This window comes from Candidatus Kinetoplastibacterium oncopeltii TCC290E (assembly GCF_000340865.1).
Taxonomy (GTDB): domain Bacteria; phylum Pseudomonadota; class Gammaproteobacteria; order Burkholderiales; family Burkholderiaceae_B; genus Kinetoplastidibacterium; species Kinetoplastidibacterium stringomonadis.
Genome location: NC_020299.1, coordinates 283,738 through 302,498, shown reverse-complemented (window position 1 = coordinate 302,498; position 18,761 = coordinate 283,738). Strand labels below are relative to the sequence as shown.

Annotated in this window: 20 protein-coding genes and 1 pseudogene; 6 read left to right on the top strand and 15 right to left on the bottom strand. The window is 28.4% G+C overall.

The window, feature by feature from the left end; all coding sequences use genetic code 11:
* The first annotated feature begins 111 nt into the window (after nt 1-111).
* Nucleotides 112-978, top strand: a complete 867-nt coding sequence (gene pyrF, locus CONE_RS01405) for an orotidine-5'-phosphate decarboxylase (protein ID WP_015396966.1) — start codon at nt 112-114, stop codon at nt 976-978.
* Here the strand turns inward: pyrF and CONE_RS01400 are convergent.
* The 5 genes from CONE_RS01400 to ftsY form a co-directional block, all read right to left on the bottom strand.
* Nucleotides 952-1,449 (bottom strand): phosphatidylglycerophosphatase A family protein, encoded by a 498-nt coding sequence (locus tag CONE_RS01400; protein ID WP_015396965.1) that lies wholly within the window; start codon nt 1,447-1,449, stop codon nt 952-954. The two genes, pyrF and CONE_RS01400, sit on opposite strands and share 27 nt — an antisense overlap.
* A 124-nt stretch (nt 1,450-1,573) precedes the next feature.
* Entirely contained in the window at nt 1,574-2,005 is a 432-nt protein-coding gene (nusB, locus tag CONE_RS01395; protein ID WP_015396964.1) for a transcription antitermination factor NusB, read from the bottom strand.
* Between the two features lie 29 nt (nt 2,006-2,034).
* Nucleotides 2,035-2,517 (bottom strand): 6,7-dimethyl-8-ribityllumazine synthase, encoded by a 483-nt coding sequence (gene ribH / locus CONE_RS01390; protein WP_015396963.1) that lies wholly within the window; start codon nt 2,515-2,517, stop codon nt 2,035-2,037.
* A gap of 89 nt (nt 2,518-2,606) precedes the next feature.
* Nucleotides 2,607-3,641 carry a 3,4-dihydroxy-2-butanone-4-phosphate synthase gene (ribB, locus tag CONE_RS01385; protein WP_015396962.1) on the bottom strand — a complete coding sequence of 345 codons (1,035 nt, stop codon included), beginning with the start codon at nt 3,639-3,641 and terminating at the stop codon, nt 2,607-2,609.
* Between the two features lie 112 nt (nt 3,642-3,753).
* Entirely contained in the window at nt 3,754-4,845 is a 1,092-nt protein-coding gene (gene ftsY / locus CONE_RS01380; protein WP_015396961.1) for a signal recognition particle-docking protein FtsY, read from the bottom strand.
* Between ftsY and rsmD the strand changes: the two genes are divergently transcribed.
* Complete coding sequence (rsmD, locus tag CONE_RS01375; protein ID WP_015396960.1) at nt 4,844-5,407, top strand: 16S rRNA (guanine(966)-N(2))-methyltransferase RsmD; 564 nt, start codon at nt 4,844-4,846, stop codon at nt 5,405-5,407. The two genes, ftsY and rsmD, sit on opposite strands and share 2 nt — an antisense overlap.
* Nucleotides 5,408-5,421: 14 nt before the next feature.
* Here the strand turns inward: rsmD and CONE_RS01370 are convergent, their stop codons facing one another.
* The 4 genes from CONE_RS01370 to surE form a co-directional block, all read right to left on the bottom strand.
* Complete coding sequence (locus CONE_RS01370; protein ID WP_235043368.1) at nt 5,422-7,302, bottom strand: SurA N-terminal domain-containing protein; 1,881 nt, start codon at nt 7,300-7,302, stop codon at nt 5,422-5,424.
* A 154-nt stretch (nt 7,303-7,456) separates the two neighbouring features.
* A complete protein-coding gene (gene rlmD / locus CONE_RS01365; RefSeq protein ID WP_015396958.1) occupies nt 7,457-8,758 on the bottom strand; it encodes a 23S rRNA (uracil(1939)-C(5))-methyltransferase RlmD in 1,302 nt (433 codons plus the stop codon).
* A 543-nt stretch (nt 8,759-9,301) separates the two neighbouring features.
* The gene (locus CONE_RS01360) at nt 9,302-9,982 is read right to left on the bottom strand and encodes a LysM peptidoglycan-binding domain-containing M23 family metallopeptidase (RefSeq protein ID WP_235043367.1); all 681 of its coding nucleotides are present in this window, start codon (nt 9,980-9,982) and stop codon (nt 9,302-9,304) included.
* A 99-nt stretch (nt 9,983-10,081) separates the two neighbouring features.
* The gene (gene surE / locus CONE_RS01355) at nt 10,082-10,828 is read right to left on the bottom strand and encodes a 5'/3'-nucleotidase SurE (RefSeq protein ID WP_015396956.1); all 747 of its coding nucleotides are present in this window, start codon (nt 10,826-10,828) and stop codon (nt 10,082-10,084) included.
* Nucleotides 10,829-10,926: 98 nt separating this feature from the next.
* On the opposite strand from surE, the gene plsY reads away from it, so the two are divergent.
* Entirely contained in the window at nt 10,927-11,553 is a 627-nt protein-coding gene (gene plsY / locus CONE_RS01350) for a glycerol-3-phosphate 1-O-acyltransferase PlsY (protein WP_015396955.1), read from the top strand.
* A gap of 4 nt (nt 11,554-11,557) precedes the next feature.
* Here plsY and tsaD read toward each other — a convergent pair whose 3' ends face one another.
* Nucleotides 11,558-12,592 (bottom strand): tRNA (adenosine(37)-N6)-threonylcarbamoyltransferase complex transferase subunit TsaD, encoded by a 1,035-nt coding sequence (gene tsaD / locus CONE_RS01345; RefSeq protein ID WP_015396954.1) that lies wholly within the window; start codon nt 12,590-12,592, stop codon nt 11,558-11,560.
* A 185-nt stretch (nt 12,593-12,777) separates the two neighbouring features.
* Between tsaD and trxA the strand changes: the two genes are divergently transcribed.
* Nucleotides 12,778-13,101 (top strand): thioredoxin, encoded by a 324-nt coding sequence (trxA, locus tag CONE_RS01340; protein WP_015396953.1) that lies wholly within the window; start codon nt 12,778-12,780, stop codon nt 13,099-13,101.
* 68 nt (nt 13,102-13,169) lie between these two features.
* Here trxA and CONE_RS01335 read toward each other — a convergent pair whose 3' ends face one another.
* The 4 genes and pseudogenes from CONE_RS01335 to queE all read right to left on the bottom strand — a co-directional run bounded on the left by CONE_RS01335 (nt 13,170) and on the right by queE (nt 15,351).
* Entirely contained in the window at nt 13,170-13,745 is a 576-nt protein-coding gene (locus CONE_RS01335) for a YigZ family protein (protein WP_015396952.1), read from the bottom strand.
* A gap of 27 nt (nt 13,746-13,772) precedes the next feature.
* Nucleotides 13,773-14,231 (bottom strand): tRNA adenosine(34) deaminase TadA, encoded by a 459-nt coding sequence (gene tadA / locus CONE_RS01330; RefSeq protein WP_041862237.1) that lies wholly within the window; start codon nt 14,229-14,231, stop codon nt 13,773-13,775.
* Nucleotides 14,232-14,278: 47 nt separating this feature from the next.
* Nucleotides 14,279-14,722, bottom strand: a pseudogene (locus tag CONE_RS01325) (6-pyruvoyl trahydropterin synthase family protein).
* A complete protein-coding gene (gene queE, locus CONE_RS01320) occupies nt 14,719-15,351 on the bottom strand; it encodes a 7-carboxy-7-deazaguanine synthase (RefSeq protein ID WP_015396950.1) in 633 nt (210 codons plus the stop codon). The pseudogene CONE_RS01325 and the gene queE overlap by 4 nt, the downstream one beginning before the upstream one ends.
* A gap of 338 nt (nt 15,352-15,689) precedes the next feature.
* Here queE and prfB point away from each other — a divergent pair, with 338 nt between their 5' ends.
* Both prfB and lysS read left to right on the top strand, forming a co-directional pair.
* Complete coding sequence (gene prfB / locus CONE_RS01315; RefSeq protein ID WP_015396949.1) at nt 15,690-16,793, top strand: peptide chain release factor 2; 1,104 nt, start codon at nt 15,690-15,692, stop codon at nt 16,791-16,793.
* A gap of 40 nt (nt 16,794-16,833) precedes the next feature.
* Nucleotides 16,834-18,360, top strand: a complete 1,527-nt coding sequence (gene lysS, locus CONE_RS01310) for a lysine--tRNA ligase (RefSeq protein ID WP_015396948.1) — start codon at nt 16,834-16,836, stop codon at nt 18,358-18,360.
* A 54-nt stretch (nt 18,361-18,414) separates the two neighbouring features.
* Here lysS and fdx read toward each other — a convergent pair whose 3' ends face one another.
* A complete protein-coding gene (gene fdx, locus CONE_RS01305) occupies nt 18,415-18,756 on the bottom strand; it encodes an ISC system 2Fe-2S type ferredoxin (RefSeq protein ID WP_015396947.1) in 342 nt (113 codons plus the stop codon).
* Nucleotides 18,757-18,761 lie beyond the last annotated feature (5 nt).

The window sequence follows — 18,761 nt, the reverse complement described above, 5'->3', positions numbered from 1 at the left end:
CTTGTCTAATCTAATATATGAGTTATTAAGTAATATAAATTTTATTTTCTTAAATAAATAATCTTAATTTTACAATAAGTATCTTAATAAAAAATTATATATAATCATAAAATGAAATTCATAAAAAAAGTTGAAAACTCCTGCAATAGAAATAATTCACTATTACAAGTTAGCTTAGATCCAGATCCAAAACGATTTCCTAAAGAATTAGCAGGAAATAAAAGATCTATATTAGAATTTTGCAAAGGTATAATAGAATCAACTGCTGAATATATATCTAGCGTTAAAATGCAAATTGCATACTTCTCTGCCTGTAGGGCTGAAGATGAATTAGAGGAAATATGCTCATATATAAGATATAATTATCCTTATCTACCTATTATTTTAGATTCTAAAAGAGGAGATATTGGAGACACCTCTGAAAAATACGCAATTGAAGCATTTGACAGATACAAAGCTGATGCCTTGACAGTGAATCCGTTTATGGGATTAGATTCCATAGAACCATATTTAGAATGGGAAGATCGTGGAGTGTTAGTTCTTTGTAGAACTTCTAATCTTGGAGGATCTGATTTTCAATCGTTAAAAATGGCAAATGATACTCCACTATACTTACACATAGCACAATTAGTATCAAAAAAATGGAACACTAATTCACAATTTGGGATTGTAGCTGGTGCTACATTCCCGAAAGAATTAGCAATAATCAGGAAAGCTATTGGCGAAGATATGCCGATACTTATTCCAGGAATAGGAACTCAAGGAGGAAATATACATTCTACTGTAATTTCAGGAACAAACAATGATTGTTCCGGAGCAATGATAAGCTCCTCAAGATCAATATTATATGCATCAAATAATGATAATTGGCGAGAAGCATCATCAATAGTTGCAAAAAAATTCAGAGATGATATAAACTTTTCTAGAAAAGAGAAAATGCATTTGAGCAAACTAGAATCTACAAATAAAAGTAACTAGTGCTATTGTATAAAATGCAGCTATCAAATCATCTAGCATAATACCTATACCGCTGCTCACTTCTTTATCTATTTTCTTAATAGGATAAGGTTTCACTGTATCAAAAAATCTAAAAATTACGAATGACAGGAGCTGAATATAAAAAACATTAGGGACAATCAACAAAATTATAATAAAAGAAATAATCTCATCCCATACTATACCTACATGATCATGAGCTCCTAATTCATTATCCACTTTTTTGCATGCAACACAACCATATATAAAACCTAATAATACGATAAACGACGCCACAAAATTACTCATAAAATGCCAAGGAATTGCATACCACAATAACCATGCAAAAACAGTACCCCATGTGCCAGACCCAGGTCTTATAAGACCACTACCAAACCCAAATGATACTAATCTTTCAGGTTTCTTACAAATCCAAGAAAAGTTTGGAAAACCTACAGAATAACGATTTCTCATAATATGATAATAAAACACCTATAAAATAAAACAAGTAAACAGTATTTAAATCAACCATAGAATAATATATGACCTACAAACTATTTATATCTAAAACCATTTATTAAATAATAAAGATTATTATTTAATTATTTCTAATATCGCTAGCCAATTTATCTAGGACGCTATTTATAAACTTAAAACCATCAGTTCCGCCAAAGGATTTTGCCAATTCCACTGCTTCATTTATAGTAACTTTATATGGAATTTCAACGTGATTTATTAACTCAAAGCTACCCATTAGTAGAATAGCGTACTCTACAGGTGAGATTGAATCTAATGATCTATCTATGTATGGAGTAAATCTTTCACACAGCAAGTCATGATTATCTAAAACCCCATTTATTAGAACCTCAAACCAATCATTATCAATTAAATTACTTTTGCAATTATCATATATATCATTATGAATGTCATTAACATTTTTATATATATTGCCAGATAAAATCCAAGCATAAATACCTTGAAGAGCAAGTTCACGAGCAAGGCGTCGTGCTCCTTTATGAACATTACGCATATGATTAAGCCTCTATATTTGTTGGAAGTTTACTCATCTTCATATTTTTGATCTGATCTAAGTTTTATTATAAGATTAGAAATTTCGACGGAAACCCTAGCACAGTCATAACCTTTTTTAGCTGCTCTTATATTTGCTTGTTCTTCAGAATCAACAGTAAGAACACCATTAGCTATCGGTATACCAGTACTCAATGAAACATTTGATATAGCGGATGACATTTCATTACTAACAATCTCAAAATGAAAAGTATCCCCTCTAACAACAGCTCCTAGGGCAATCATTGCATTAAAATCATATGTTTCTATCATATGTGATAATGCGACTGCTATTTCTAAAGCTCCTGGAACTGTAACTAATACAATATCATCACTAGAAACTCCTAGGTTATTAAGTTCTTCAACACAATAGTCTAATTCTATTTGGCTGATGTCACTATTAAATCTCGATCTAACTATACCAATGCTAAGACCTTTGCCATTTAAATCTGGATCAATGCTATAAATACCCATAATATGAAAAATATCCAATAATTAAAATTTATAAATAAAACCTATTAAAACCAAATAACATACATAATTAATATTATTTATAATAAAGATTAGTTAATATTTCTAACCCCTAATTCATATAAAATTTGATCTCTTATACCACAACTATATGCACCAATACTATCACTATTTACATTGTTATTATCTTCTAGATTTAATATTTTATTAATTTTATCTGACATATTATTATCTATCGATTGACAATTTATTAACACTATTACCCCAGATAAAGAATTAGCTATATTTTTTAATGCATTGTTGAAGCTTAATGGTTTTTCATTAACATTCATAATATTTACTATGGATATTGATTCATAAACATAAACTAATGTTTCTTTAGACTCTCTTACATCTCCGCCAACTAAAGCAACATGCAACGATTCATTGTGAAATAAATCCTTATAAAAAACCAATTTGAAAGTTCCTTCAATAGTTTCTATAATGCGCTGCCCTATTCTATTTATTAGAGACTCATTTTTAGTTCTATAATTTATTAAATCAGATATTGTGCCTATTTTTATATTATGCTTTTGAGAGAAATTTATTAAATCAGGCAATCTAGCCATTTTACCATCATCATTTAAAATTTCACATATTACTGATGATGGTATTAAGCCTGCTATTGATGTTAAGTCGCAACCAGCTTCAGTATGACCTGCTCTAACTAAAACTCCTCCTGATACAGCACGAACAGGAAATATATGGCCTGGTTGCACAATATCATTAGGAGTTGCATCAGGTGATACAGCAACTTTAATTGTACGAGCACGGTCTGAAGCAGAAATGCCAGTATCAATACCATAAGCAGCTTCTATAGATTGAGTAAAATTTGTGCCATATCTTGATCGATTTTTATCTGACATCATAGATAAACCTAACCTATCACAATATTCATGTGTTAGTGTAAGACATACTAATCCTCTACCATGGGTCACCATAAAATTAATAGCATCTGCAGAAATAAATTCTGATGCTATAAGTAAATCTCCTTCATTTTCTCTATCCTCTTCATCTACTAATATAATCATACGTTTTGATTGTAATTCATGAACAAGTTCTGAAGTGGAAGATATATGCAAACTCATCGCGTCTCTCTTTAAATTTAAATCTAGCTCATTACTAGATAATAAAATAATAAAATTACTTATATAAATGCTATTCACATAAAATAAATCAGAGTCATCTTAGCTATTAAAATTAATTCAATAATGCATCAACAAACTCAACAGCTTTAAATTCATATAAATCAGATATGCCTTCACCTAAACCAACCCAATACACAGGTATAATATTTGAATGATTTTCAAACATATCAGATATAGCAACCAATATACCACCTTTAGCTGTGCCATCCAATTTAGTAATAATTAATCCACTTACATTAACTATACTATTAAAAGATTCTAGCTGCAGCAAAACACTCTGTCCCATATTACCATCTACTACGAAAATAGATTCATGTGGAGCATCATTATCTATCTTAGAAATAACTTTCTTAATCTTACCTAATTGTGCCATTAAGTTTTGATTGGAAGTGAGTCGACCTGCTGTATCTATTATAATGATATCAATATTTTTTGATTTACCATAATGTATACTATCAAATACAACTGATGATGGATCAGGAGAATCTGTATGAAAAACTGGTATATCGTTTCTAATTCCCCAATTTTTTAGCTGTTCACAAGCTGCAGCACGAAATGTATCAGCAGCTACAAGTAATACAGATAAACCACTTTTCTTAAAATGATACGCTAGTTTTGCAATAGAGGTTGTTTTTCCAACACCATTAGAACCAGAAGTTAAAATTATAAATGGTTTTTTATTTATGTTAACACTTGACTCCAATGGCTTTAATTGGTCGATTAAAATAGCTCTAAGTAAATTTTTAATATGTATAGGATCTGAAGTTTTTTCTTTTTTAACTTTATCTTTTAATTTCGACAAAATCTTTTCCGTAGTTTTATAACCAACATCGGATGTTATTAATATATCTTCTAAATTTTCAAATAAATCTTCATTACTCTTGAAATTATAAAAAATTTTACTTAATTTCTTGCTGGTATTAGATAAGCTTTTTCTTAAGAAACCGAACCAGCTATTATCAATATTCGAATATTCTGATTCTAAAGATGATACATATTCAATATTATCTGTATAATTTAAATTATTATTTTTGATAGTACCGTGATGGCTTTTACTATCATCTTGTATTTTTTCTAAATTATTACAATCTATTAATTCTTTATCTTTAATATCAGATGATTTTTTTTTAAAAAACTTAAACATGATTAAAAACTCTATTCGTATAATATCTGGACAATATAGGAATACTAAAGTTACATTCCCAACTATGCAAGGATTAAGGCCCACTCCAAATAAAGTAAAAGGTACCTTATTTAACTGGATAAGTAATTATTGGAATAATAATTTTACAGACAAAAATGTTCTTGATTTATTTGCTGGAAGCGGATCATTAGGTTTTGAAGCTGCTTCCAGGGGTACTAATTTTGTACAAATGGTAGATAATAATAAAGAAGCTATAATATTCATAAAAAAGACAATTGAGAAAATAAAAAATAAAAATATATATATTTATTACGGTGATGCTATTGATTTTATATGTAAAAAAAATACAAAACAATTCGATTTAATTTTATTAGACCCACCATTTAATCAAAATATTTTAAATCAACTATGGACACTAATACCTAAAACTCTCAAAAAAAGTGGAATTATATATTCGGAATCAGAATTAGATATGATGACTCCGGAAAATTTTACTCTGTTAAAAAGTAATAAGAGCGGTATGGTTTATTCTAAATTAATGCTATATGATCATAAAATTTAATCGAAAATTTAGCGTTAATCTCTAATAACATCATCAACATGATCAAGTAGTTTGAGTTTATATTTATTTTTCAAAAATCTTAAAGATGCTAACCATTCCGATTTGCCAATAGAATCTAATAAGGAATCACATATCTGTTTATCCATTAAATTATCATTTTGTTTTTTCAAAACATTTTCTAAACGAACTAATAGAATACCTGAATCCACTGTAAACTTATCATAATAAGGCAATCTTTTTATTGGCATAGACATAACAAAATTTACTAACTCTTTCGGTAATCTAAAATCAGATTCTAATCTAGATATCTCTATTTTTTCAGAAAATTTATTATCAAATTTAATATTTTGAGAGATATTTTCCATGTCTTTATTAATATGATCAATAGCAAGAGCTCTAGCTTTATCTTCTAAGATCAAAGATTTTATTTTACTAGAAACATCTGCTAACGAAAAAATAGAAGGAGGGTTATATCTTAGTACTTTTACTATCAGGAAAACGGTTGGTGATACCTGAATTAATCCATAATAATTTTTATCAGATGAAATCTCGTTAGAGAAAATAACATTCAAAACTTGAGAATTATTTAAATAGTTATTTTTTACAGAATCATCATTTTTTTCATCAAAAGCTGTCCCGATCTTGTTTAAACCTTTTAAAGACAAAGTTTTTGTTCCTATCTCTAATGCGATAGATTCGATATCATAATCTTTGTTATATATTAATTCTCTTACACGATCAATTTTTTCAAGAAAACATTTACGTCTATAATCTTGTTGTATTTCAGTAATTATTTTATCTTTAGATTCTTTACATGTTAATAAATAAGGGAGTGACACTTCATTCAATCTAAATATATATAACCCATATGGAGTTTCTAACAATTCTGAATGCTGTCCTTTAGACAGTTCTAAAATAGCATCTTTAGCTTCCGGACCAAATGCCTCTAATACTTCTTCATAAGTACTTGATTTATTATTTGTATAGATATAATTTAAATTAGAATCTTCTTTAGAAGAAAGTATATATCTTGGATTTTTATCTAATTTTTCTAAAATAATATTAGCATCATTAAATAAATCTAACTTTTCTTTATTTGATTTAACATCGTCGAAAGAGAAGAAAATACTCTCAAAAGATACTTTTTTAGGTACAGTAAACCTATCAAGATTTTTTTTATAAAAAGACTCAATCTCATCATCTTCAATATCTAAGGTTTCATTGCAGTTACTTTCATCGATTACTATATAATTTATATCAACATTTTCTGGTTTTTTAAAAAAATCTTTATGTTTTAAATACCATGAATTAATCTCTTCTGAATTAATATCAATATGATGTTTATAGCTATCAAAGTTATACATTTTGGTACGTATAATCCTTTTCTGAGCTAAATTTTCTATATAGTTGCTTAAAACAATTTTTGAAGTTATTCCTGAAGACACTATAGAATCAGTTATTTGTTTAGCAGAAAGAAATTTCCTCTGGTTATATTCGAATTCAACAGGAGTCATGCCGTAGTTTGATAATACTTTTACATAACTATCATTTGAAAAGTTATCTTTACCATTACCCCAATCTAAAGAAGATATATAATTTCTAAGCCTTTCGTCAGTAACGGATATATTCATATCTGATGATACTAAGCTTAATAATTTAGTATTGATCAATTCTTCTAGAAAATGCTCTCTCATCTCTGGAGTATCAATCATACTTATATCTGTACAGTCTCTTACATTTGAGCGCAATTGATCTAGGAATCCAGAATATGCAATATTGAATTCCCCAAGTGTAATATAGCTATTACCAAACTTAGCAATTTTAGGGTCATCTTGCTGAGTTTGGTAATTGAATACTCCGGAAAAAAATATAGCAGGAGTTATCAATAAAAACACAGTTAAAATTATGAAACGACTTTTATTACGAATAAACTCAAACATAAAATAAAATTTTGATATATCAGAATATTAAATTGACTCTATTATTTTTATAGAATCGTTCTAGGAATAAAATAAAATCACAAAAAACAAATAAACAACAAGATATGTTCTACTTATCAAACACAGTTATAGATTCTACATGACTAGTATGAGGAAACATATTAATAATACCAGAACATATGATTCTATAGCCACCATCAATCACTAACACAGAAGAATCTCTAGCAAGAGTATGGGGATTACATGATACATAGACTATCCTACGAGGTTTTTTATTACTATCTAAATTAGCTATTGACTTTATTAATAAATTTGCTCCACTCCTAGGAGGATCTATTAGTATAATATCAAAATGATCTAATCCATTAAAAAAATTGTCATTACATAAAAACAAATTCATCTTTATGAAATTGACAATACCATGTAGTTTGTAATATGAAGCAATTTTATTAGCTCTATAGATTAAATTATCATCTATATCTACACCTGTAACTTTGTTAGCTATTTTAGCTATTGGGAGAGTAAAATTACCTAATCCGCAAAACATATCAAGAACAGTATCATTCGGTCCTATCTCCATTAAGCTTATAACTTTCGATACTAATATGCTATTAACATTGTGGTTAATTTGAGTAAAATTTTTAGGCCCAAAAGGTATTGATATTCCGAATTCTGGTAAAGAATAGCAAGTATCTTTACCAGCAATACAGTCAACTCTGTATATACTATCTTTATATGAGTGTAGCCAAACATCAACAGAGTTAATTACACTGAAATCTACTATTTTGATTATATCACACTTAGATAGACTGCATGAATTATATATAAGTAATGATAAACTGCTATCACCATTAGCAATTTCTACTTGAGAGATACAGTTTCTTATACTTAAACTAAGAATCATTTCTCGTATAGCAGTCAGTATTATATTAATTTTCTCGGAAAGTACTGGACAATATAAAATATCAATAATTCTATTACTTTTTTTCTCATAAAAACCTAAAAGCAGTTTCTCTGTATTTTGTGAAAATCTTACAAACAAACGAGCTCTATTTCTATAATTCCAAGTTTCACCGTATATAGGGGAAAATAAAAAATTTGGTTTAACCTTCCCTATATGGCAAAAACTATCTTCTAAAACACGTTGCTTTATTGCTACCTGTGCTTTAGCATCTAAATGCTGGATAGAACAACCACCACAAATGTTAAAATATTTACAATGAGGGACTACCCTATACGGTGAACTTACTATTATATTTGTTAGAACAGCAATACTATAAGATGACTTAACTTTAATAGTCCTGAATTGCACTAACTCTCCTGGCAAAGCACCATCTATAAAAACAACTTTACCGTTGTCATCATGTGATATTCCTGTACCTTTAGCATCAATAGATTCAATAAGTAACATTTCTTTCAAATTATATTCCAATGATATGATTTATAGTTATTTTCATAATATTTCGTTTAATATATAAATTTTTATTTGTTTCAATAATTAAAAAATTATTTATAATAATCTCACGTATGATGTTTTCTTTTTTGTTAAATTAATTTAGTTGTGACACGAGTCCTTATTTCGTTACCATTTAAATAAACAATATCAACAATATTAGTTTCATAATAACAAAGTATTTCAGAAATTTTATTGCCAAAACAATAATCCCGAACATTGCTAAAATCTATGTTTATTTTTCTCGAAAAAATTATATGATTATCTAATTCATTATTTATGATGCTAGATTTTCGATTCTACTTAGACAAAATATACATCAAATATAAATGTATACTATACTGACTACTAATATAGCTATTGATATATTGCGATCATTATACCAATATCTGAGAGTAGAAATGTAGTTCACTATAATAAGATAATGTATTAAGGAAAAATCAACGCTTGTAATATTTAAACTCAATAATCTTTATGAATATCTGTCAATAATATGTCTAATTATTTAGGTAGATAAATCAAAGGATCAACAGGCAAACCATTTTTCCTAATCTCGAAGTGTAGTTTTGGAAAATCAGAATCACTATCTCCCATTTCAGCTATCTTATAACCTTTTATAACTTCTTGACCATTATAAACAAAAAGTCTGCTATTGTGAGCATATGCTGTTATAAATCCTCCATCATGACTCAAAATTATTAGTTTCCCTAACCCTCTAACACCATCACCGCTATACACAACCTTACCACTAGCAGCAGCTAAAATAGGTTCTCCTATATTACTAAATATATCTATACCCCTATTTTTTGAATCAAAATATTCTTTTATTAGTCCACTACAAGGCCATTCCCAAAACATTGCACGCTCATATGTACTACTTTGAGAGATATCATCATCGATTATGTTTTTAACAATTGACTCCTTACAGGAGTAATCTCTTAAAGGTATATATAACAAACTACCAGTATTTATTTTGCAAGAATTATCTATATTATTAATTTTTTTTAGAGACTCAATATCCACATCGTAAAATTTTGCTATTTTATATAGATTATCCCCTTGCTTAACTATATAAGCATTTATAGATTGTTTATCGCAAATAAAAACTTCAAATATAGGAGCACATTTAAATTTAACTGCTTCTCTACTACATCCAGGAATTAGTAAAATTAACCATAACATACTAAGAAATATGCACTTTGTTGATATGTTTGTAATACGTAATATATAAATCATTAGCTATCTAATATGAATATGAATAACTTAATTACTATAATAATTTCAAACATCCACAACCCATTTATTGATTTTATCTAAATTGCTCATTATGGTTAAATCAATTTCTAATGGAGTAATAGAGACAAAATTATTAGATATGGCATTAAAATCAGTTCCATCAGATTTGTCAGAAATTTCACCAACTGGTCCTATCCAATAAACTATTTCATTACGAGGGGTTTTATGCTGTGTAGATAATTGTGATGGATATCTCCTTCCTATTCTTGTAGCTTTTATACCATTAATGTGATCTATGCCGGCATTAGGTATATTTATATTCCATAAGAATGACTCTTGAAAAGGATTTTTAATCAAATTTAATACTATATTACGCAAAATCATTGTAGCTGGTTCTAAATTTCCCCATCCTTTTTCAACTAAAGACACTGCAATTGAAGGAATGCCAAACATGTAAGCTTCTCTTGCAGCTCCAACAGTACCTGAATACAAGACATCACTTCCAAGATTTGCTCCGTTATTAATACCAGAAATAACGAGATCAGGTAAACTATCCAGCAACCCTGTCATAGCTAAATGTACACAATCAGTTGGAGTACCATTTACAATCATATAATTATTCGAATCAAAATTAACACTTAATGGTCTGCTAAGAGTTATAGAATTTGAAGATCCACTACAATTCGATTCAGGGACAACTACTGTTATATCTGCTATATTAGCTAGTACATCAACCATAGCCCTAAGGCCAGTTGAAGAGTAGCCGTCGTCATTCGACACTAAAATGTGCATTAAAATTTTATCCTAAAAATAGTATACTATACATGTTGATATTATATATTTACTTATCTTGTATACTTAAACCAGGATTATAGATCAAAAAAATTATTATGACAGATAACAGTTACATAAATATTCATTTTCTTATAGTATCTATTTCTTCTTATATTATTGGATCAATACCATTTGCGATTTTAATAAGCAAATTTCTAAAATTAGAAGACCCTAGGAATTTTGGATCAAGGAATCCTGGAACCACTAATGTACTAAGGACAGGAAATAAAATAGCAGCCATGTTAACACTTTTAGGAGATATGGCAAAGGGATTCATAGCTATAAAGATAACAGGCATAATATATGGAGAAATTTATCCAAAATTAGTGAATGTTTCTTCTATATTTGTAGTGTTAGGACACATGTATTCAATATTTTCTAATTTCAAAGGAGGGAAAGGAATAGCAACATTTTTTGGTATATTAATTGCAACAAACCCTTTGCTATCATTATTTTCGGCAATATCTTGGACATTAACAGCTTATATTTGGAAATATTCTTCCTTAGCTTCTATAACAACTATTGTCATATATACAATCCATAATTTTTTAGTTTACAAGATATGTGGTTATGATTGGAAAATGTTAGCATATACTTTAGTATTAAGCATAATGTTAATCTTAAAACATAAAGAAAACATAAAGAGACTAATAAACGGCACAGAAAGCCGTATGATTATTTAATCTTTCATTTACTTATATCTTCAATACTCCACCTTGATCTCACTTGTTGATAATCATAAATATTTGTAAAATCAACTAGACCAAGTTTTATTTTATATGCAGCTGTGAATGCTATCATAGCTGCATTATCAGTGCATAATTCTATACTTGGTAAATAAACATTACCACCAATGCTATTTAATGCACAAGTCAATTTACTTCTCAAAGATTTATTAGCGCTGACTCCACCAGCAATAGCAACATTAATTATCCCAGTCTTTTTAACAGCAAGAATTACTTTATGAACAAGTATATCAGTTATGGCATCTTGCACAGATGCTGCTATATTTGCTTTTGTTGAATAATCAAAACTATCATTTGATTTCAATTTTTTTATTTTTAACATAACAGATGTTTTTAATCCGCTAAAGCTGAAATTGAAATCATTGGTTTTTAGCATCGGTCTTGGAAAATCAAAATAACTACTATCACCATTATCTGCCAATTTCGATAATTCCAAACCATTACAAGGACTTAGTCCTATTAATTTAGCAATTTTATCGAAAGCCTCACCAGCTGCATCATCCAATGTATCGCCTAGAACAAAATAATTACAAAAGCTCTTAACTAGAATAATCATTGTATTGCCACCAGATACTAATAGGCAGATAAAAGGAAATTCTAAATTTTTATTTGTAATTAAAGGAGATAGCAAATGCCCTTCTAGATGATTTATTGGTATGGATGGTATATTTAGAGACCAAGCAACAGATTTAGCAAAACTAGATCCTACTATTAAAGATCCTAACAAGCCAGGTCCAGCTGTATAAGCTACAGCATTAATATCTTGAAAATCTAAATCTACAGCAAGCATAGCTTCTTTAGTTAATCTAACTATATGACTCAAATGATCTCTAGATGCTAACTCTGGTACTACACCACCATAGTCAATATGTGTATCTTTTTGAGTGTGAATAACATTAGAAATCAATCCCAAACTTGTAGAAAAAACTGCAACACAAGTATCATCACAAGAACTTTCAAAACCAAGAATTATCATTTCATCATCTTATAATGTAAAACTTTGTCTAGTAACATATAAATCTAAGACAATAGTACTCTAAAGGTGTTTTATCCCAAATATATTATACTATATAAAACTATTGCAATAAGTAAATAGCAGGGTCATATTAATGATATTATATAAAATGAGATATAAGCAATTTTATAAAAAAGGATACATAAATGAGCGTAATAGAATTAAACAAAAAAATATTTAATGAAACTATAGATAATAACGATACAGTAGTTATAGATTTCTGGGCTCCTTGGTGTGGTCCGTGCAAGAGTTTTGCCCCTATCTTTGAAAATGCAGCCCAAAATAACACTTCAGCTTTATTTGCTAAAGTGAATGTAGATGATGAAAAAGATCTAGCTTCCGAACTAAAGATAAGTGCAATACCAACTATCATTATTTTCCATAAAAGAAAACAAATATACTCAAAACCTGGATCTATTAGTATTAATAAAATTAATGAGCTTATTCAAAATGCAAAAGATGAAAAATAATAAGTTATTCTTTCGTCTTTTAATAAAGAAATAGCAATTTATGTTTAGATTTGTTATAACATTAATATCTAAAGGCAATGTAACATTGCCTTGCCTTTAGATAGCTTGTTGATTGTGTTATTTATATAATCTAATTTATCTTTTTGAATTTTTATAATGAATTCACAATTATTGTTATTAAAATTATTGGAAACAATAACTACACTATTATCTATATTATAGATAATATGCATATCTTTAACTTCTAATATACATTTTATTAATAATGTATCCTTTATTTCGATGAAATTGCAATTAGATAAACAGTCTACAACAGAATCTCTATAAGCTCTCATGAGGCCACCTTTCCCAAGTTTTATACCTCCAAACCATCTGGTTACTAATACAGCAATCATATTTAGTTTTAGATCATCTATTGCTTGTAGTATTGGTCTACCTGCAGTACCACGAGGTTCTTTATCATCAAAGTAACGATATAAATCGTTTACACGATAAGCCCAGCAATTATGGTTTGCAATACTATCATGTTTAGAGCAAAAAAAATTATTAGCCTCAGAAACACTATCGATTGGAACTGCTTGAACTAAAAAACGACTTTTTTTTATTAAATTTATAAATTTGTAGCTAGTATTAATAGTTCTCATAATTATCAATTTTAATAGAATTAATGATTACTTATGATTGATTTTCTTTTTTCTGCGTAAATCATAAAAAAAATTTTTCATTATTTGACTACAATCAATCAATAAGCTGCCATCAAAAACAGTCGTATGATGATTGATTTTTTTGATAGTGGTTATATCTAAAACTCCACCACAAGAACCAGTTTTAAAATCCTTAGCTCCATAAATAACTTTAGATAACCTAGAATTGAAAATAGCACCCATACACATTACACATGGTTCTAAGGTTACATACATACTCATACCATTTAATCTATAGTTACTAAGCTTATTAGCTAATATTCTTATTGCAATAATCTCAGCATGTGCTGTTGGATCTTTATCTGTTATTGTTCGATTATAACCAAAAGAAACTGGTACATTATAATTATTAACTATAACAGCCCCAACAGGAACCTCTCCTTTACAGTAAGCCATTTCTGCTTGCGCTAATGCTAGCGAAAGCATTGATTTATCAAAATCATTTAACAAAATTGAAACCTATTGAATCTGTATTATTCAATATATTCTGACCAGCAATTAGGAGTTTCATATAAGAGAACCTTTTTTAAATTCAAGTTATTTTTATAATGCTTATTATAAACAGGTTTTAATATTTTATAGGCAATAATTGCCAAATTCTCAACAGTAGGAACCTTATCCAAAATTACAGTCTTATTGTTAGGCAAATATTTCAATAGATTTAGAATATCATAATCATCATTAGATACCAAAAATGCATGATCCTAAATATTTATGATGTTTTCTAAAGCTAAAAGCTTAACATCATTAAAATCCATCAACATACCGTAGTCACTACTTGAAGATGATTTAGAAACTTCTCCTTCTAGTGTCACTATCAAAGAATATCTATGACCGTGAATATTACTACATTGACCATTATGATTCGGTATCCTGTGACCAGCATCAAATTCTAATTTTCTTGAGATTGAAATCATGGTATTCCTATATATTTATGTGTCTGAAGACTTAGTCTCCACTTTGGATTTTTTTTACAATAATCAACTGCTAAATTAATATTTGATGCTAGATCATCGCTATACATTGGCTGCAAGTAGAAATTCTGAAAATCCATATTAACAAAATTATTTGGACAGATTCCATCTTGAGGAAAAACTAACTTTAATTCATTACCTTTTCTTAAAATCATACGGTTTAGATCTTTTGGACTAACACAAATCCAATCTATACCTTTAGGAGGCATAATACTTCCATTTGTCTCTATACCGACCTCAAATCCATTGTTATGCAACTCACTTAATAGATCACTATCAGTTTGTAGCAATGGCTCTCCTCCAGTTAATACTACATAACGACCAAAATTATCTCCCCCCCATATTCTGGATATTTCTCTAGCAAGTGAACTAGCAGATTTAAATTTACCACCATTAAATCCATTTATACCAAGGAAATCAGTATCGCAAAACTTACATACCGAATGAATACGATCTAAATCATTGCCATTCCAAAAATTACAACCTGTAAATCTACAAAATACAGCAGCTCTTCCTGTATGAAATCCCTCGCCTTGTAACGTTTTGAAAATCTCTTTCACAGAATACGTCATTAAATACTCTCTAGAACGAACACGTTAATGAAATTTATTAAAAATAATGCATAATAATTATATAAACAATTGGCATATTTTTATTTATTCTTCAAAATATATCAATAAATTACTAAAATAAACTATTTTTTCAAAATTAAGTTCTTAAATCCGAACTTAATGATAAGTAAATCATAGGATAAAGATCCAACTTATTTATACAGTAAATAAAATTATAAACTTAAAATTTACATAAAAATATTACATAGTAATATAAATACTCTTATCTATTAAAAAATTAATAACTTATATAATATGTTATTAATTAATAAATACTTAGAATAAAGAGAGTTTAATAAATGAATATAGAAAATAAAAATCAAATCATTACAAGTCTTAAAGACTACGCACAAAGAGAATTAGATCTTCGGAGGTATCTTGAGTATAATAAAAAACAAGAAAGATTACACATTATAAATTCCGAGCTAGAAGACCCGAATTTATGGGACAATATAGGTTATGCTCAAGATCTAAATAAAGAGAAAAAACATATAGAAAAAATTATCAATACTTTAGAGCTACTACATAACGAAATCAATGATTCCATTGAATTATTTTATATGTCTGAAATAGACAATGATTTTAAAACAATAAAATCTATAGAGAATAATTTGGATCTATTTAATAATAAAATAAAAGAAATGGAATTCTGCAGAATGTTTGTTAATGAAACTGACAAACTAAATTGTTTCTTGGATATACAATCAGGAGCAGGTGGAACAGAAGCACAGGATTGGGCATCAATGCTACTAAGGCAGTATATTAGATATTCTGAAACAAAAGGTTTTAGCTTTGAGCTCATATCAGAGTCAGCAGGAGAGATTGCCGGAATTAAATCAGCTACAATTAGAATTATAGGTGAATATGCTTTTGGTTATTTAAGAACTGAGACAGGTGTGCATCGTTTAGTTAGAAAGAGCCCATTTAATTCTTCCGGAGGAAGACATACTTCATTTGCAAGTATATTTGTATATCCAGAAATAGATGATTCTTTTGATATTATAATTAATCCGGCTGATTTAAGAATTGATACCTATAGAGCTAGTGGAGCTGGAGGACAACATATCAATAAAACTGATTCAGCTGTACGTATTACTCATAACACAACCGGTATAGTTGTCCAATGTCAAAACGATAGATCACAACATAGAAATAAAGCAGAAGCTATGAAAATGCTAAAATCGAAACTATTTGATTTAGAGATGAGGAATCGATTAGTAGAGCAAAAAAAATTAGAAGACTCAAAAACAGATGTCGGATGGGGTAATCAAATACGTTCATATGTATTAGATAAAAGCAGAATAAAAGACTTGAGGACAAATATAGAAGTATCTAATGTACAAAAGATACTTGATGGTGATTTAGATATATTCATTCACGAAAGTCTAAAGATGGGTATTTAATAAAATTTAAAAATTTATAATAAACTATTTAAGAAAAATTATGACTAATAAGACTGATACTGTAAATTCTGATCATGAAGAAAATAGACTTGTCCTAGAGAGACGCTTAAAACTTAATAAATACAGAGAAACAGGTTTTACATATCCCAATAATATTGTTCCAACTGAAAGCAATATAGATATTATTAATAACTATAAAGATCTTGATTCGGATGTTATTAACTTGAAGGATGTACAAGTTAAAATTTCTGGACGAATGATGTTAAAAAGAATTATGGGCAAGGCAAGCTTTTCAACAATTCAAGATAGTACAGGTCGTATACAAATATATATATCTAAAAAAAATGTTGATGAAAAAATTTATAATGATTTCAAACAGTTTGATTTAGGTGATATTCTTTCAATAGAAGGAAGAGTCTTTAAAACAAACAAAGGAGAATTATCAATAAATGTTAAATCAATATCATTGATTTCTAAAGCTATAAGACCTTTACCTGAAAAATTTCATGGCATATCAGATCCAAATATAAAATATAGACAAAGATATATAGATCTGATAGTAACTGAAGAAACAAAAAAAACATTTGAATTGCGTAGCAAGATAATAACTAATATTAGACAACACATGTCTAAAGAAGGTTTTATGGAGGTTGAAACACCAATGCTACATACAATTCCAGGTGGAGCCGCTGCTAAGCCATTTACTACACACCATAACTCGCTCAATATGGATATGTATTTACGTATAGCCCCTGAATTGTATTTGAAAAGACTTATAGTAGGTGGTTTTGATAAAGTATTTGAATTAAATCGTAATTTTAGAAATGAAGGAATAAGCCCAAGACATAATCCTGAATTCACAATGATGGAGTTCTATGCTACATATACAGATTATAATTGGATGATGAATTTCACTGAAAGATTAATATGTGAAATATCAATAGCTATAAACAATAAAAATTATTTGGATTATCAAGGCAAAACTATAAATTTATCAAAACCATTCGAACGCTTAAACATACGTAGTGCAATTTGCAAATATAACAAGAAATATAATATAGAACAACTTAATGATTATGCTTTTTTACAAGAAGAACTAAATTTAATTGATAAAATGATACCAAAGGATTTTTTAAAATCTTCCAAATTAGGAGAATTACAATTATGTCTTTTTGAAAAAACAACAGAAGAAAAAATTTGGGATCCAACTTATATAATAGACTATCCGATTGAGACATCACCATTAGCAAGACAGTCAGATATTGATAAAAAGATAACGGAAAGATTTGAATTATTTATAGCGGGAAAGGAAATAGCAAATGGATTTTCTGAATTAAATGATCCAGAGGAACAAGCAAGAAGGCTACTAGAACAAGTTGAAAATAAAAATGAAAATTCAGAAGAAAATCATCAAATGTTTTTTGATTCTGATTATATTACAGCCTTGGAATATGGCATGCCACCAACTGGTGGATGCGGCATAGGAATAGATAGATTAGTAATGCTAATAACAAACAAATCAAATATAAAAGACGTAATACTATTTCCTCATCTAAGAGAAAAATAATAAAAATTATTAAGAACACATATCTAAGAACTTAGATATGTGTTAAATAACTTTTTATATATTTTCTTTCGCATGATTTATTGTATATTTAGGTATTTCAATAGATAAATCAGATTTAGAAACCTTGCATTGACATGATAAACGAGAATTTGAAGATAAACCCCAGGCTTTATCTAGCATGTCATCTTCTAAATCAGATGATTTTTCTAATGATAAAAATCCTTCCTTTATTATAACATGACATGTTGTACAAGCTCCTACCATACCGCAAGCGTGTTCTATATTAATATTGTTATCTAATAAAATCTTACAGATAGAAACCCCTTCAGGGGCATTATTTATAGTAATACCTTCTGGACATATATCTTTGTTAGGCAGTATAGTTATCTTTGACATATATT

What these genes read in the sequence shown, in the direction of transcription:
- pyrF (WP_015396966.1), top strand. Translation starts at nt 112, where the DNA reads ATGAAATTCATAAAAAAAGTTGAAAACTCCTGCAATAGAAATAATTCA.
- CONE_RS01400 (WP_015396965.1), bottom strand. Translation starts at nt 1,449, where the DNA reads ATGAGAAATCGTTATTCTGTAGGTTTTCCAAACTTTTCTTGGATTTGT.
- nusB (WP_015396964.1), bottom strand. Translation starts at nt 2,005, where the DNA reads ATGCGTAATGTTCATAAAGGAGCACGACGCCTTGCTCGTGAACTTGCT.
- ribH (WP_015396963.1), bottom strand. Translation starts at nt 2,517, where the DNA reads ATGGGTATTTATAGCATTGATCCAGATTTAAATGGCAAAGGTCTTAGC.
- ribB (WP_015396962.1), bottom strand. Translation starts at nt 3,641, where the DNA reads ATGAGTTTGCATATATCTTCCACTTCAGAACTTGTTCATGAATTACAA.
- rsmD (WP_015396960.1), top strand. Translation starts at nt 4,844, where the DNA reads ATGATTAAAAACTCTATTCGTATAATATCTGGACAATATAGGAATACT.
- ftsY (WP_015396961.1), bottom strand. Translation starts at nt 4,845, where the DNA reads ATGTTTAAGTTTTTTAAAAAAAAATCATCTGATATTAAAGATAAAGAA.
- rlmD (WP_015396958.1), bottom strand. Translation starts at nt 8,758, where the DNA reads ATGTTACTTATTGAATCTATTGATGCTAAAGGTACAGGAATATCACAT.
- CONE_RS01360 (WP_235043367.1), bottom strand. Translation starts at nt 9,982, where the DNA reads ATGTTATGGTTAATTTTACTAATTCCTGGATGTAGTAGAGAAGCAGTT.
- surE (WP_015396956.1), bottom strand. Translation starts at nt 10,828, where the DNA reads ATGCACATTTTAGTGTCGAATGACGACGGCTACTCTTCAACTGGCCTT.
- plsY (WP_015396955.1), top strand. Translation starts at nt 10,927, where the DNA reads ATGACAGATAACAGTTACATAAATATTCATTTTCTTATAGTATCTATT.
- tsaD (WP_015396954.1), bottom strand. Translation starts at nt 12,592, where the DNA reads ATGATAATTCTTGGTTTTGAAAGTTCTTGTGATGATACTTGTGTTGCA.
- trxA (WP_015396953.1), top strand. Translation starts at nt 12,778, where the DNA reads ATGAGCGTAATAGAATTAAACAAAAAAATATTTAATGAAACTATAGAT.
- CONE_RS01335 (WP_015396952.1), bottom strand. Translation starts at nt 13,745, where the DNA reads ATGAGAACTATTAATACTAGCTACAAATTTATAAATTTAATAAAAAAA.
- tadA (WP_041862237.1), bottom strand. Translation starts at nt 14,231, where the DNA reads ATGCTTTCGCTAGCATTAGCGCAAGCAGAAATGGCTTACTGTAAAGGA.
- queE (WP_015396950.1), bottom strand. Translation starts at nt 15,351, where the DNA reads ATGACGTATTCTGTGAAAGAGATTTTCAAAACGTTACAAGGCGAGGGA.
- prfB (WP_015396949.1), top strand. Translation starts at nt 15,690, where the DNA reads ATGAATATAGAAAATAAAAATCAAATCATTACAAGTCTTAAAGACTAC.
- lysS (WP_015396948.1), top strand. Translation starts at nt 16,834, where the DNA reads ATGACTAATAAGACTGATACTGTAAATTCTGATCATGAAGAAAATAGA.
- fdx (WP_015396947.1), bottom strand. Translation starts at nt 18,756, where the DNA reads ATGTCAAAGATAACTATACTGCCTAACAAAGATATATGTCCAGAAGGT.